The following is a 12868-nucleotide window of genomic DNA, read 5'->3' as shown; positions in this document are numbered from 1 at the left end:
CTCGGAGCGGAACCGTTCCCCAACAAGATGGCCAAGGACGTCAAACCGACTCGCAAGAACCTGATGGCGATCGAGGACCGCATCGAGCTCTCCGAGCGCGGTCACGACACGCTCGAACAGAAGCGTGACGGCCTCATTATGGAGTTCATGGACATCCTCGATCAGGCGCAGGACGTCCGATCGGACGTGTCCGAGAACTACGAGACGGCCCAGCGGAAGATCGATATGGCCCGCGCGATGGAGGGCGACGTGGCCGTTCGCGGCGCGGCCGCGGCGCTGAAAGAACACCCGGAGATCACGACCCAGTCGAAGAATATCATGGGCGTCGTGGTCCCGCAGATCGAGTCCTCGAAGGTGAAGAAGAGCCTCGACGAGCGAGGCTACGGGCTGCTCGGCTCCTCGGCGCGGATCGACGAGGCCGCGGACGCCTACGAGGAGCTGTTAGAGAAGATCATCCTCGCCGCCGAGGTGGAGACGGCGATGAAGAAGATGCTCACGGAGATCGAGACCACCAAGCGCCGCGTGAACGCGCTGGAGTTCACGCTTCTTCCGACCCTGTACGAGAACCAGGAGTACATCGAGCAGAAGCTCGAAGAGCAGGAGCGCGAGGAGATCTTCCGCATGAAGAAGATCAAGGCGAAAAAAGAGGAGGAGGAGGCGGAAGCCGAGGCCGAGGCCGAGGCCGCCGCGGCCGAGACCGAGAATCCGGAGCCCGCGGACTGAACACCCCCGAATCGCTTCGTTCCCGCGTCCATCGATCGTCTCTCTCGTCGCAATGTCCTGTCCCCACTGCGACGCCGCCGTCGTCGCGTTCGCCGTTCCGCCCGCGCTCCGCGAGCACGCGCCGGACCCGCTGACCGCGATCTGCACGCGCTGTCTCCGGACGTTCCCGGCCGCCGCCACGGCTAGCGATCGGCCCGACGACGACGCCCCAACCGACGACACCGATCCCGACTTCTCGGCGGTCGATCCCGCGTTCCCCGCCGGCGAGGCCGGCGTCGCGCTCGCGCTCGCCTGCGGCCAGTTGGAGTCGCTCGCCCTCAACCGGGCGTCGATCGAGGCGCTCGTCGAGCACGCGGAGCGGTCGGGTGCGGACGCCTTCGCCTTCTTCGAGCGCCTCGACGGCGCCGACGCCACGTTCGACCTCGGACGGCGGCGGTCGGCGCTGCTCGACATGCTGTAGGCGGGACGGCCGCCCTCTAACTCGGTCGAGCCCTCGGATCAGCCGTCGTCGATGTCGATCCCGTCGGGATCGTTCCACTCGTCTCCGTCTCCCCTTCCGTCTCCACTTCCGTCTCCACTTCCATCTCCACTTCCATCTCCACTTCCATCTCCGTCCCCGCCGTCGTCGGCCTCGGACCCGGCCGGCCCGATCGCCTTCTCTCCGCGCCGTCGCTCGTGGACGGCGAGGCCGGCCTTGCGCGCGTCGCGTCCCGCTGCGTAGGGGTCCTCGGACGGATCGTAATCGCGTTCGCCTCGCTCGAACACGTACGCGAAGAAGCCGAAGAGCGGGACGAAAAAGCAGATGAGCGCCCATTTCCGCCGGTCCATCCCGTGGTTCGGCGCGTCGAGGTACGCGTATACCGCGAAGCTGACGAGCCACGCGAGCGGGACGCCGACGAGGATGACGGCGACGAACGGGTTCATACCTCTGCTTCGACCTCGACGACATAAGCGCACGGGTGGGGTCCGGTCGGACCGCAATCGCACTCGCCCCGGTCGGGGCTCGCGCGACGGGTGTTCGAAGAGGCGCTCGGGAAGCGGTGAGACGCCGTCACGGGCACGGCGAGATCGGGGTGACTCCGTTCCGTAACCGAGTCCTTTTCCGGAGTCCCCGAGAACACCGCGCTCATGTCTTCCGTCACGATCACGGATATCGAGGCCGCCGCCGACCGGCTCGAACCGGCGGCGATCGTCCAGCGCACGCCCGTCGAGCGCAGTCGATCGCTGAGCGAGCGGTGCGGCGCCGACGTGCGCCTGAAGATGGAACACCTCCAACGCACCGGCTCGTTCAAGACGCGCGGCGCGTACAACGCGATTTCTCGGGCCGTCGACGGGTCCGGGAAGGGAGACGGAGGGGACGACGAGAGCCGGGACCGAGAGTCCGCGGTCGAGCGTGTCGTGGCCGCGAGCGCCGGCAACCACGCGCAGGGGGTCGCGCTGGCGGCGTCGGGGGCGGGGATCGACGCGACGATCGTGATGCCGGAGTCGGCGCCGGCGGCGAAGATCGAGGCGACCCGCGGGTACGGCGCCGAGGTCGTGCTCCGCGGGAACGCGTTCCCGGAGGCGATGGCGCACGCGCAGACGCTGACCGACGACCCCGGGACGCGGTTCGTCCACGCGTTCGACGACCCGGACGTGGTCGCCGGACAGGGGACGCTCGGGCTCGAGGTGCTCGATCAGGTGCCCGGCGCGGACACGGTGCTCGTCCCGGTCGGCGGCGGCGGGCTCGCCGGCGGGGTCGCGACCGCCGTCAAGGCGCGTTCGCCCGAGACGCGGGTCGTCGGCGTCCAGACCGAGGGCGCCTCGACGCTTTCGGAGAGCCTCGCTGCCGGCGAGCTCGTGACGCGCGAGGAACCGGACACCATCGCCGACGGGATCGCGACCGGCGGGCTGAGCGACCTCACCTTCGGCCTGTTGAAGGAACATCTCGACGAGGTGGTCGTCGTGAGCGACGACGACGTGGCGAGCGCCATCCTGCTGCTCTTGGAGCGCGCGAAGCAGATGGTCGAGGGCGCGGGCGCGACCGCCGCGGCCGCCCTCCTCGACGACGGCGCCGTCGACGAACTCGATCTGGCCGGCGAGACGGTGGTCCCGCTGCTCTGTGGCGGCAACATCGACGTCACGACGCTGAAGGAGGTGGTGACGCACGCCCTCGTCGACCGCGATCAGCTGATCGAGCTCTCCGTCCGGATCGACGACACGCCCGGCACGATGGGGGAGATCACCACCCTGATCGGGGGGGAGCGCGCGAACATCCGGACGGTGCGCCACGAGCGCAGCCGCCCGGACCTGCCGGTCGGCGACGCCGACCTCGTGTTCGAGGTGGAGACCAACGGTCCGGCCCACGTCGATCGGGTCCTGAACGCGGTGCGCGAGGCGGGCTACGAGGTGACGTGGACGACGCAGGAAACGTGAGAAACGAGGCGAGTGGCCGATACCCGGACGGCGGTCTCGCTCGATCCGACGGGTAAAAGTCGCACCCCGGCGATCACCCGGTAATGAGTCTCGTCGTTACCGACACCCTGGAAGACGAGCGCGTCGAGTTCACGGCCGACGGCGACGTCACGCTGTACGTCTGCGGCCTGACGGTGTCGGACGACCCCCACCTCGGACACGCCCGCCTGTGGTTCCACGCCGACGTGCTCCACCGGTGGCTCGACCACGTCGGCTACGACGTGCGCCACGTCGAGAACGTCACCGACGTCAACGAGAAGATCACGGCCCGCGTCGGCGAGCGCGACGAGTGGACCGAAGAGCGCGACGTGGCCGAGACGTTCACGGCGACCGTCTTCGACGCGATGCGCGGGCTGAACCTGTTGCGCGCAGAGGTGTACCCCCGCGTCACCGAACACGTCCCGGAGATCCGCGAGCTCGTCGGGACGCTGATCGAGAAGGGGTACGCCTACGAGTCGAACGGCTCCGTCTACTTCGACGTGACCGCGTTCGACGGCTACGGGAAGCTCTCGAACCAGAACGTCGAGGACCTAGAGGCGCAGGGCGAGCCCGACGAGCGCTCGGAGAAGCGCAACCCGTCGGACTTCGCGCTGTGGAAGGCCGACGGCGTGAGCGAGACCGCCGCGCGCGAGCACGCGAAACACGACCACGGCGACGATCCGCCCGCGGGCGAGACGTGGGAGTCGCCGTGGAGCGAGGGCCGCCCCGGGTGGCACGTCGAGTGCTCGGCGATGTCGACGACGCACCTCGGCGACACCCTCGATATCCACATGGGCGGGCGCGACCTGGTCTTCCCCCACCACGAGAACGAGATCGCGCAGTCGGAGGCCGCCACCGGCGAGACGTTCGCTCGCCACTGGCTCCACGTCGGCCTGCTGGAGATGGAGGGCGAGAAGATGTCCTCCTCGATCGGTAACTTCTGGACCGTCCCGGACGCCCTCGACGAGCTCGGCGTCAACGTGATCCGCACCTTCTACGCCGGGGCCGCCTACCGCTCCGAGCAGGCGCTCACCGAGGAGACGATCGCCGAGGCGGAGGAGCGCTGGGAGCGCCTCTCGCGCACTTACGACCGCGCCGTCGAGGCGCTCGACTCCACCGAGGCCCGCGCGAAGGCCGAGGACGAGGCGCTTCGCGAGGCCGTCGAAACCGCTCGCGACGACTTCGCGAGCGCGATGAACGACGACCTGAACCTCCGGGAGGCGACCGCGGCGCTCTTGGACCTCACCGACGCGGTGAACCGGCACGTGGACGGCGTCGAGGATGGCGATCCCGGGTCCGCCTACGACTACCGCGGCCTCCGCGACGCTGTCGAGGCGTTCGAGGCTCTCGCCGGCGACGTGTTGGGCCTCCAGTTCGGGTCGACGACCGACGGCGACGTCGATCTGGCCGGCGAGCTGGTCGAGCTGGTGCTGGACGTGCGCGAGGCCGAGCGCGAGGCCGGCAACTACGAGCGCGCCGACGAGCTCCGGGACGCGCTCGCCGAAGTCGGCGTCGAGATCGAGGACGGCCCGGACGGCGCGACGTACCGGTTCGAGTGAGCCGAAGCCCGCCCACACCTGCAACCACACACCTCCTCAGACTCGCGTGCGCTCCTCGTGGCCTCGCGGCCACTCGGGGGCGCGCGCCGCGTGTCGCCGAGAAAGAGCTCTACTCCAACACATGCTCGGTGTCGTACGACCCGAGCACCTTGACCCAGCCGTTGTCGGCGATCGCCTCGATGTCCTCGACCGCCCTCGCCATGTGCGCCTCGTAGAGGCCGGCGTCGACGTCGAAGTGGAACAGGTAGTCGCCGAGTCGCTCGCCGCTCGGACGCGACTCGATCCGCGAGAGGTTGAGGTTGCGGTCGGCGAACGCCTCCAGCAGTTCCAAGAGGAGGCCGGGGTAGTTCGCGTTCGGGTAGACGATCAGGGTCGTCTTCCCGCCGGCGTCGGAGCGCGCGGACTCGGGCGCGACGACGAGGAAGCGCGTCGCGTTGGAGGTGCGGTCCTGGATGTCCTCGGCGAGGATCGTGAGGTCGTCGCCGGCGTTGTCCGGGTGGCCGATCCCGGCGATTCGGGCGTCCTCGCGGGCGCGCTCGACCCCGCGAGCCGTGGAGGCGACCGCTTCGAGGCCGGCGTCCGGGTGGTTGGCCTCCAGCCAGTTGCGACACTGCGCGAGCGCCTGCGAGTGGCTGGCGACGACATCGAACTCCGGCTCCTGCGCGAGGAGGGCGTGGCGGATCGGGGTGACGACCTCGCGGGTGACCGCCACGTCGTGGTCGGCCAGGGCGTCGAGGCTCTCCGAGACGGATCCCTCGATGCTGTTCTCGATGGGGACGACTCCCCGCTCGAACTCGCCGGCCGCGACGGCGTCGACGATGGCGGTGACCGACTCGCGGAACGACACCTCGGTGGCGACGGCCCGCGCCGCGCGGTGCGAGTACGTACCGGCGGGACCGAGCGTGACGGCGTTCATCGACCCTACCTATCAGACCGCGTTAGAAAAGCGTGCGGGGTCGCACGGATATTGACTGGAGAGACGGGAGACAGGGGGCCGATCGGTGACTCAGCCCTCGTCGACCGGAACTGCCGCCAGCGCCGCCTCCGCGACCCGGACCGCGGTCGCGCCGTCGCGCCGTCCAACGACGACGACGAGCGTCTCCGCCGCCACGCCGGCGGCCTCGACCGCGACATCGGCGGCCGCGAGACGGCGGAGGACCGCCCCGAGCGCCGCGGCGTCGACCGCGCCGGTCGCGAGGATCGCGGTGTCTCGCCCCTCCGGGACGACCGCCGCGCCGCCGACGCGGAGGAGGGGGCCGGGATCGGTGGCGTCGGTGTCGTCACCGCCGTCGGCACCCGCCTCATCGGAATCGACGACCGCCACCCCGCTCCGCATCGACACGCTGGCGGCGCGGTCGGCGGTCCCGTAGTCGGGCAGCTCCTCGCGGAACCGTCGAAGCGCGGTCGCGATCGCGTCGGCGTCGCCGTCGAGGCCGGCGTCGTCGGCCAGCCACGCGGCGGCGGCGCTGTGGTTGAGAACGCCGGCGCGGAGCGCGTCGAGGACGAAGGGGCGCGCCCGGGCCGCCTCGCGGGTCTCGGCTGCGAGCGACATGGCCGGACCTGCGGCGCGGGTCGCCATGGCGGTTTCGATCGCGGTCTCGGGGCGAGAGACGGGCGTCGGGTTCCCGCGACCCCGGACGTGCCGAAGTCCCTAAGAGCGGCGCGCCCCCAGCGCGTGTATGCAGTCGCTCGTCATCGTCGCACACGGCTCACACCTCAATCCGGGGTCGAGCGCGCCGACGTACGACCACGCGGACACCATCCGCGCGACCGGCGCCTTCGACGAGGTGAAGACCGGCTTCTGGAAGGAGGAACCGCACTTCCGAGAGGTGCTCCGCACCGTCGAAGGCGACGAGATCTACGTCGTCCCGCTGTTCGTCTCGGAGGGGTACTTCACCGAGCAGGTGATCCCCCGCGAGCTCCGGCTCGACGGCTGGGACGTCTCGGAGTGGGACTCCGACGGCCTCTCCGCCGACCAGGCCACCCTCGTCGCCGAGGACATCGACCACGAGGTCCACTACTGCGGCCCGGTGGGGACCCACCGCGCGATGACCGACGTGATCGTCCGGCGCGCGGAGTCGGTGACCGGCGACCCCGACGTGGGCGAGGGGTTCGGCCTCGCCGTCGTCGGCCACGGCACCGAGCGCAACGAGAACAGCGCGAAGGCGATCGAGTACCACGCCGACCGGATCGCCGAGCGCGACCGCTTCGACGAGGTGAAGGCGCTGTACATGGACGAGGACCCCGAGGTCGACGACCTTCCCGACTACTTCGAGAGCGACGACGTGGTCCTCGTCCCCCTCTTCATCGCCGACGGCTACCACACCCAGGAGGACATCCCGGAGGACGTCGGGCTCTGCGAGGACCACACCGAGGGGTACGACGTGCCCACCGAGGTCGACGGCACTCGGATCTGGTACGCGGGCGCGGTGGGCACCGAACCGCTGATGGCGGACGTGATCCTTGAGCGCGCGGCCGACGCCGGCGCCGACCTCGGGACCGCGCTCGACGACGTGCGCGAGACGACCCGCGTCGCCACGGGGGACTGACCGTGCCGGAACCCACTTCCGACGCGACCGCAGACGAGGGCGCCGCGGCCGACGACGACACCGAGACCGCCCCGGAGGTCCCCAGTATCGACCTCCCGAGCGACGCCTTCGACGCGGTGCTCGACGCGCTCGACGGGCGCGATCCGAACGACCCCCTCCGCTTCGAGGGGTTCAGCGTCGCGCGCGACGACGGGGGCTACGTCCTCGACCCCGCCGACGGCGACCGCCAGACCGGGGTGAGCGAGCGCGAGCTCCACGAGGCGCTCGACGAGCGCGCTCCCGCGGTCACCGACTGGTACGCCTTCGAGCGCGTCGTCGGCGAGTTCGGCCCCCGCCGCGCGTTCCTGCGCTGGCTGGAGGACGCCGACGGCGCGACGGTGGCGACTCGATACGCCGCGCTCGCCGAGGGGATCGAGCGCGCGTGGGGCGAGCTGAAGATAACGGCCACGGTCACCGACCGCGGCGAGCGCCGGTACGACGTGCGCCACGCCGACGACGCGGGCGTTCCGGTCGACGAACTCGACCGCTACGACGACCCGCTCGACGCCCGAGAGCTCGTCAAGCTCGACGAGAAGGGGCGGTACCGCCCCCTCAAGACCGCGCCGACGCTCGCGGGCGGCTGGGTCTTCCCCGACCTCGGCCCGCGTGACGCCTACGAGGCGGTCGAAACGGTCTACCCCGCGACGGTCGCCAACTGGCACCGGGAGCGCGAGGGGGAACTCGACGTGAGCCACTGGCGCGAGACGATGGAGCGGCAGTCCGGCATCTACGGCGTCGTGAAGACGTGGGACCGGGGCGAGGGCCACGAGCACGTCGACTGGGTCGCGGAGGCGTGCTGCGACGACTCGCAGTGTCTGAAACGGCGCGAGTGGGAGTACGACGACGAGACCGACCTCAATGTCGACGGCGGCGACGGCGCCTTCCCCTGCCGCGAGCCCTGTTCGGTCGTCGTGAGCGCCGCGCGCAAGTGGACCCGCCTGGAGAGCGAACGGCCCCGCACCTACGAGTTCGACTTGACGCCGAGCGAGAAGGAGCAGGTCGAAGACATCATCGACGCGGTCGCCGACGGCCGGATCGACGAGATCCGCGAGGCCGACACGAAGGAGGGGGCGAACCGCTACCGCACCCGCTTTTTGCGCGCCAAGCGGTTCGACGACGAGGGGAACCTCGGCGGCGTGCCGACCGAGCCAGCCGAGACGGGAGACGAGGAGTAGCGGAAGCGGCGCGATCGCCGTTTTCGGCGGCCTATTCGAGAGATTCCCTCAGATCGGGTACTCGCGCGGCTCGTGCTGGACGGAGATCCACTTCGTCTCCGTGATCTCTCGCAGGAACGCGTCGCTGTTGTACTCGCCGACGCCCGACGCGCCGATCCCGCTGAACGGGACGTGCGCCTCGTCGTTGATCGGCTGGTCGTTGATGTGGACGTTCCCGGTCTCCATGCGGCCGGCGATCTCCTTGGCGACCGCGAGGTCGCCGGCGTGGACGGAGCCGGAGAGCCCGTACTCGGTGCCGTTGGCGATCGCGACCGCCTCGTCGACGTCCGAGAACGGGATGACGGGCGCGATGGGGCCGAAGTGCTCGTTGCACGCCGCGGCCATGTCGTTCGCGACGCCCGAGAGGACCGTCGGCTTCACGACGAGCGAGTCGTCGACGCCGTCGATGTCGGCAGTCTCGCCGCCGGTTTCGAGGGTCGCGCCGGCCTCGATCGTCCGGTCGACGTACCCCAGCATCTCGTCGCGCTGAGACTCGTCGATGATGGGGCCGACGACGGTGTCGGGCTCGTGGGCGCTCCCGACCGGGAGCTCCTCGGCGCGCTCGGTGAGCTTCGCGACGTACTCGTCGTACACGTCCTCGTGGACGACGTGACGGTTGATCGAGATACACACCTGTCCCTGGTGGACGAAGGAGCCGAACGTCGCCGCGTCGACGGCGCGGTCGACGTCGGCGTCGCTCGTGACGACGTGGGCGTTGTTGCCGCCGAGCTCCATCGCCGGCACCGCGAGGTTCTCGCCCGCGAGCCCCGCGACGCGCCGGCCGACCGACGTGGAGCCGGTGAAGGAGACCACGTCGCTCTCGGGGTGGCTGGCGACGCGGTCGCCGATCTCGGAGCCGCGGCCGGTGACGACGTTGATCACGCCGTCGGGGAGGTCGGTCTGCTCGAAGAGCCGCGCGAACAGCAGCCCGCCCGTGATCGGCGAGTTCGTCGACGGCTTGAGGACGACGCCGTTCCCGGCGGCGATGGCGGGAAGGACCGCTCGCGCGCTCAGGTTCAGCGGGAAGTTCCACGGCGAGATCACCGTCACCACGCCCTTCGGCCCCCGCTCGACGACGTTCTCTTTACCGGGGATGTTCGACTCGGCGCGCTCGCCCTTCATCCGGCGCGGGAGCGTCGCGGCCTCGCCGGCGTGGTCGGACGCGATCTGGATCGAGGTCTCGCCCATGATCGCCGAGCCGCCGACCTCGTTGGCCAGCAGGTCGACCACGTCCTCGTCGTGTTCCTGTAAGGCCTGCAGGAACTGCTGAACGACCGCCGAGCGCTGCGCCGGCGGGGCCTCGGCCCACCCCTCCTGTGCGGCGGCCGCGGCCTCGTAGGCGTCGTCGACGTCGCCCTCGGTCGCGCTCGGCACCTCGGCGACGACCTCGCGCGTCGAGGGGTCCTCGACGGCGATGGTCTCGTCGTCGCCGGCGGCGACCCACTCGCCGTCGATGTACTGCGCGCTCCAGTCGGCGTCGATGGACAGGTCGGTCGACATCTGTGTTTTACCAAACGGTAGAATAAGGGAAAAGGCGGCCGATAGGAGTAGCATCGCCCGGATCACAGCTCGGCGACAGATCCTCGGCAGCGGTGCGTCGACCGGCGTCGCTCGCTGGCGATCGCACGCGCGTGCGTGCGATCAGGCATCGCGAAAGCTTTAGACGGGAGAGCGGCCTACCTCGGGGCAATGAGTCGCGGCCCCGAGCTTATCATCACGGAGAAGGACAACGCGGCGCGTCGCATCGCCGACATCCTGAGCGGCGAGTCCGCGACGGCGGAGCGGGAGAACGACGTGAACGTGTACAAGTGGGGCGGCAAGCGCTGTATCGGCCTCTCGGGCCACGTCGTCGGCGTCGACTTCCCCGCCGAGTACAACGACTGGCGCGACGTGGAGCCCGTCGAGCTGATCGACGCGCCGGTGACCAAAGAGCCCACGCAGGAGGGGATCGTCGCCGCGCTCCGCAAGCTCGCGCGCAACGCCTCCCGGGTCGTCATCGCGACCGACTACGACCGCGAGGGCGAGCTGATCGGCAAGGAGGCGTACGAGCTGGTGCGCGAGGTGAACGAGGACGCTCCCATCGACCGGGTCCGCTTCTCGTCGATCACCGAGAACGAGGTGCGAGAGGCGTTCGCGAACCCCGACGAGCTCGACTTCGACTTGGCGGCCGCCGGGGAGGCCCGACAGGTGATCGATCTCACGTGGGGGGCGGCGCTCACCAGGTTCCTCTCGCTTTCCGCCCGCCAGCTCGGCGACGACTTCATCTCGGTGGGTCGGGTGCAGGGGCCGACCCTCAAGCTGATCGTCGACCGGGAACGGGAGATCCAGGCGTTCGACCCCGAATCCTACTGGGAGCTGTACGGGAACCTGACGAAGTCCGGCGGCGACCCCTTCGAGGCGCGATACTTCTACCTGAACGACGAGGGCAACGAGGCCGAGCGCGTCTGGGACGGCGACGCCGCCGAGGTGCTCACGGAGGCGCTCGACGCGGCCGAGGATGCCGTCGTCGACGACGTGCGCCGCCGCACTCGTACCGACGACCCGCCGACCCCGTTCAACACCACGGCGTTCATCCGCGCCGCGGGCTCGCTCGGCTACTCCGCGCAGCGCGCCATGTCGCTCGCGGAGGACCTGTACACCGCCGGCTACGTCACGTATCCCCGGACGGACAACACGGTGTACCCCGACGACTTAGAGCCCCGCGAGCTGATCGAGGAGCTCTCGGCCGCCTCGACGTTCGGGACGGACGCGAAGAGCCTCCTCGACCGGGAGGAGATCGAGCCCACCGAGGGCGACGAGGAGACCACCGACCACCCGCCGATCCACCCGACCGGCGAGCTCCCATCGGCCTCGGACCTCTCGGAGGACGAGTGGGAGGTGTACGAGCTGATCGTCCGCCGCTTCCTCGCGACCTGCGCAGAGCCCGCGACGTGGGAGCGGCTCCGCGTCGTCGCGCTCGCGAACGGCGAGGCGACTCCGATCGCCGAGCGCGCCGACGGGCTCGCCGCCCTCCGCGACCCGGACGAGGCGACCGGTCCCGGCGACCTCGCCGCCGACGGCGGGCTTCGGCTGAAGGCCAACGGGAAGCGCCTGTTGGAGGCCGGCTACCACGACGTGTACCCGTACCGCTCCAGCGACGAGCGCATCGTCCCCGACGTCGAGGTCGGCGAGACGCTCGCGCTCACCGACCGGCGGACGGACGCGAAGGAGACCCAGCCCCCCCGCCGGTACGGCCAGTCCCGGCTCATCGAGGAGATGGAGAAGCGCGGCGTCGGCACGAAGGCGACCCGCCACCGCACCTTAGAGAAGCTGTACGACCGCAACTACATCGAGAGCGACCCGCCGCGGCCGACCCGACTCGCGGAGGCGGTCGTCGAGGCGGCCGAGGAGTTCGCCGAGCACATCGTGAGCGAGGAGATGACCGCCCAGCTGGAGCGAGACATGCAGGCGATCGCGGCCGGCGAGAAGGAGTACGAGGAGGTGACCGAGGAGTCCCGCGAGCTGCTCGACCGCGTGTTCGACGACCTCACCGAGTCGCGCGAGGCGGTCGGCGACCACCTCCAGAAGTCGCTGAAGGCGGACAAGACGCTCGGCCCCTGTCCCGAGTGCGGCGAGGACCTCCTCGTCCGGAAGTCCCGACAGGGGTCGTACTTCGTCGGCTGCGACGGCTACCCCGACTGCGAGTACACCCTGCCGCTCCCCTCCACGGGGAAGCCGCTCATCCTCGACGAGACCTGCGAGGAGCACGACCTCCGACAGGTGAAGATGCTCGCGGGCCGGAAGACGTTCGTCCACGGCTGCCCGCAGTGTAAGGCCGACGAGGCCGACGAGCAGGAGGACGAGGTGATCGGAACGTGTCCCGAATGTGGTGAGGAGCACGGCGGAGAGCTGGCCATCAAACGGCTCCGCTCCGGCTCCCGGCTCGTCGGCTGCACGCGCTACCCCGACTGCGACTACTCGCTCCCGCTCCCCCGGCGCGGCGAGATCGAGGTCACCGACGAGACCTGCGAGGAGCACGACCTCCCGCACCTCCGGATCCACTCCGGCGACGAGCCGTGGGAGCTCGGCTGTCCAATCTGCAACTACCGGGAGTTCACCGCCCGGCAGGAGGGCTCGGAGCTCCAGACCGTCGAGGGGATCGGCGAGAAGACCGCGGAGAAGCTGAAAGACGCCGGCGTCGACGGCGTCGACGACCTCAAGTCGATCGATCCGGACGATCTGGCGGCCGACGTGGACGGCGTGGGCGCGGACACGGTCCGCGACTGGCAGGCGAAGGCGGACTGAGTGGACTCCCCGTCGGCGACGGCGGACTCCCCCACGGCGGTGCGTCCCTCGCCGTTTATAAGCTCTG

The 12868-nt window shown here is 70.2% G+C and carries 11 protein-coding genes; 7 read left to right on the top strand and 4 right to left on the bottom strand.

From position 1 onward, the window contains the following. Positions 1-27 precede the first annotated feature (27 nt). The gene (locus C471_RS11155) at positions 28-723 is read left to right on the top strand and encodes a V-type ATP synthase subunit D (protein ID WP_004049072.1); all 696 of its coding nucleotides are present in this window, start codon (positions 28-30) and stop codon (positions 721-723) included. A gap of 52 nt (positions 724-775) precedes the next feature. Further along, positions 776-1183 carry a DUF6276 family protein gene (locus tag C471_RS11150; protein WP_004049071.1) on the top strand — a complete coding sequence of 136 codons (408 nt, stop codon included), beginning with the start codon at positions 776-778 and terminating at the stop codon, positions 1181-1183. Between the two features lie 38 nt (positions 1184-1221). Here the strand turns inward: C471_RS11150 and C471_RS11145 are convergent, their stop codons facing one another. Beyond that, positions 1222-1647 (bottom strand): hypothetical protein, encoded by a 426-nt coding sequence (locus C471_RS11145; protein WP_004049070.1) that lies wholly within the window; start codon positions 1645-1647, stop codon positions 1222-1224. 204 nt (positions 1648-1851) lie between these two features. Here C471_RS11145 and ilvA point away from each other — a divergent pair, with 204 nt between their 5' ends. Further along, positions 1852-3138 (top strand): threonine ammonia-lyase, encoded by a 1287-nt coding sequence (gene ilvA, locus C471_RS11140; protein WP_004049069.1) that lies wholly within the window; start codon positions 1852-1854, stop codon positions 3136-3138. Positions 3139-3221: 83 nt separating this feature from the next. Next, positions 3222-4715: a cysteine--tRNA ligase gene (cysS, locus tag C471_RS11135; RefSeq protein WP_004049068.1), complete on the top strand. Its 1494-nt coding sequence runs from the start codon at positions 3222-3224 to the stop codon at positions 4713-4715. A 109-nt stretch (positions 4716-4824) separates the two neighbouring features. Here the strand turns inward: cysS and pheA are convergent, their stop codons facing one another. Beyond that, positions 4825-5631 (bottom strand): prephenate dehydratase, encoded by an 807-nt coding sequence (gene pheA, locus C471_RS11130; protein ID WP_004049067.1) that lies wholly within the window; start codon positions 5629-5631, stop codon positions 4825-4827. A 90-nt stretch (positions 5632-5721) separates the two neighbouring features. Next, positions 5722-6267, bottom strand: coding sequence for a DUF7523 family protein (locus tag C471_RS11125; RefSeq protein WP_049909322.1), 546 nt, complete (start codon positions 6265-6267; stop codon positions 5722-5724). Between the two features lie 127 nt (positions 6268-6394). Between C471_RS11125 and C471_RS11120 the strand changes: the two genes are divergently transcribed. Continuing rightward, on the top strand, positions 6395-7264 hold the full coding sequence (locus C471_RS11120; protein ID WP_004049065.1) for a CbiX/SirB N-terminal domain-containing protein: 870 nt from the start codon (positions 6395-6397) through the stop codon (positions 7262-7264). 2 nt (positions 7265-7266) lie between these two features. After that, a complete protein-coding gene (locus C471_RS11115) occupies positions 7267-8478 on the top strand; it encodes a DR2241 family protein (RefSeq protein ID WP_004049064.1) in 1212 nt (403 codons plus the stop codon). A gap of 48 nt (positions 8479-8526) precedes the next feature. Here C471_RS11115 and C471_RS11110 read toward each other — a convergent pair whose 3' ends face one another. Then, complete coding sequence (locus C471_RS11110) at positions 8527-10017, bottom strand: aldehyde dehydrogenase family protein (protein ID WP_004049063.1); 1491 nt, start codon at positions 10015-10017, stop codon at positions 8527-8529. A 189-nt stretch (positions 10018-10206) separates the two neighbouring features. Between C471_RS11110 and C471_RS11105 the strand changes: the two genes are divergently transcribed. Further along, a complete protein-coding gene (locus C471_RS11105) occupies positions 10207-12801 on the top strand; it encodes a DNA topoisomerase I (RefSeq protein WP_004049062.1) in 2595 nt (864 codons plus the stop codon). The last annotated feature ends 67 nt before the right edge of the window (positions 12802-12868 follow it).

This window comes from Halorubrum saccharovorum DSM 1137, from assembly GCF_000337915.1.
Lineage (GTDB): Archaea > Halobacteriota > Halobacteria > Halobacteriales > Haloferacaceae > Halorubrum > Halorubrum saccharovorum.
The sequence above is the reverse complement of the archived record's forward strand: the minus strand, read 5'-3'. Positions and strand labels throughout refer to the sequence as shown.

Excerpts from the sequence above, each read along its gene's own strand:
- C471_RS11155 (WP_004049072.1), top strand. The coding sequence starts at position 28 with ATGGCCAAGGACGTCAAACCGACTCGCAAGAACCTGATGGCGATCGAG.
- C471_RS11150 (WP_004049071.1), top strand. The coding sequence starts at position 776 with ATGTCCTGTCCCCACTGCGACGCCGCCGTCGTCGCGTTCGCCGTTCCG.
- C471_RS11145 (WP_004049070.1), bottom strand. The coding sequence starts at position 1,647 with ATGAACCCGTTCGTCGCCGTCATCCTCGTCGGCGTCCCGCTCGCGTGG.
- ilvA (WP_004049069.1), top strand. The coding sequence starts at position 1,852 with ATGTCTTCCGTCACGATCACGGATATCGAGGCCGCCGCCGACCGGCTC.
- cysS (WP_004049068.1), top strand. The coding sequence starts at position 3,222 with ATGAGTCTCGTCGTTACCGACACCCTGGAAGACGAGCGCGTCGAGTTC.
- pheA (WP_004049067.1), bottom strand. The coding sequence starts at position 5,631 with ATGAACGCCGTCACGCTCGGTCCCGCCGGTACGTACTCGCACCGCGCG.
- C471_RS11125 (WP_049909322.1), bottom strand. The coding sequence starts at position 6,267 with ATGTCGCTCGCAGCCGAGACCCGCGAGGCGGCCCGGGCGCGCCCCTTC.
- C471_RS11120 (WP_004049065.1), top strand. The coding sequence starts at position 6,395 with ATGCAGTCGCTCGTCATCGTCGCACACGGCTCACACCTCAATCCGGGG.
- C471_RS11110 (WP_004049063.1), bottom strand. The coding sequence starts at position 10,017 with ATGTCGACCGACCTGTCCATCGACGCCGACTGGAGCGCGCAGTACATC.
- C471_RS11105 (WP_004049062.1), top strand. The coding sequence starts at position 10,207 with ATGAGTCGCGGCCCCGAGCTTATCATCACGGAGAAGGACAACGCGGCG.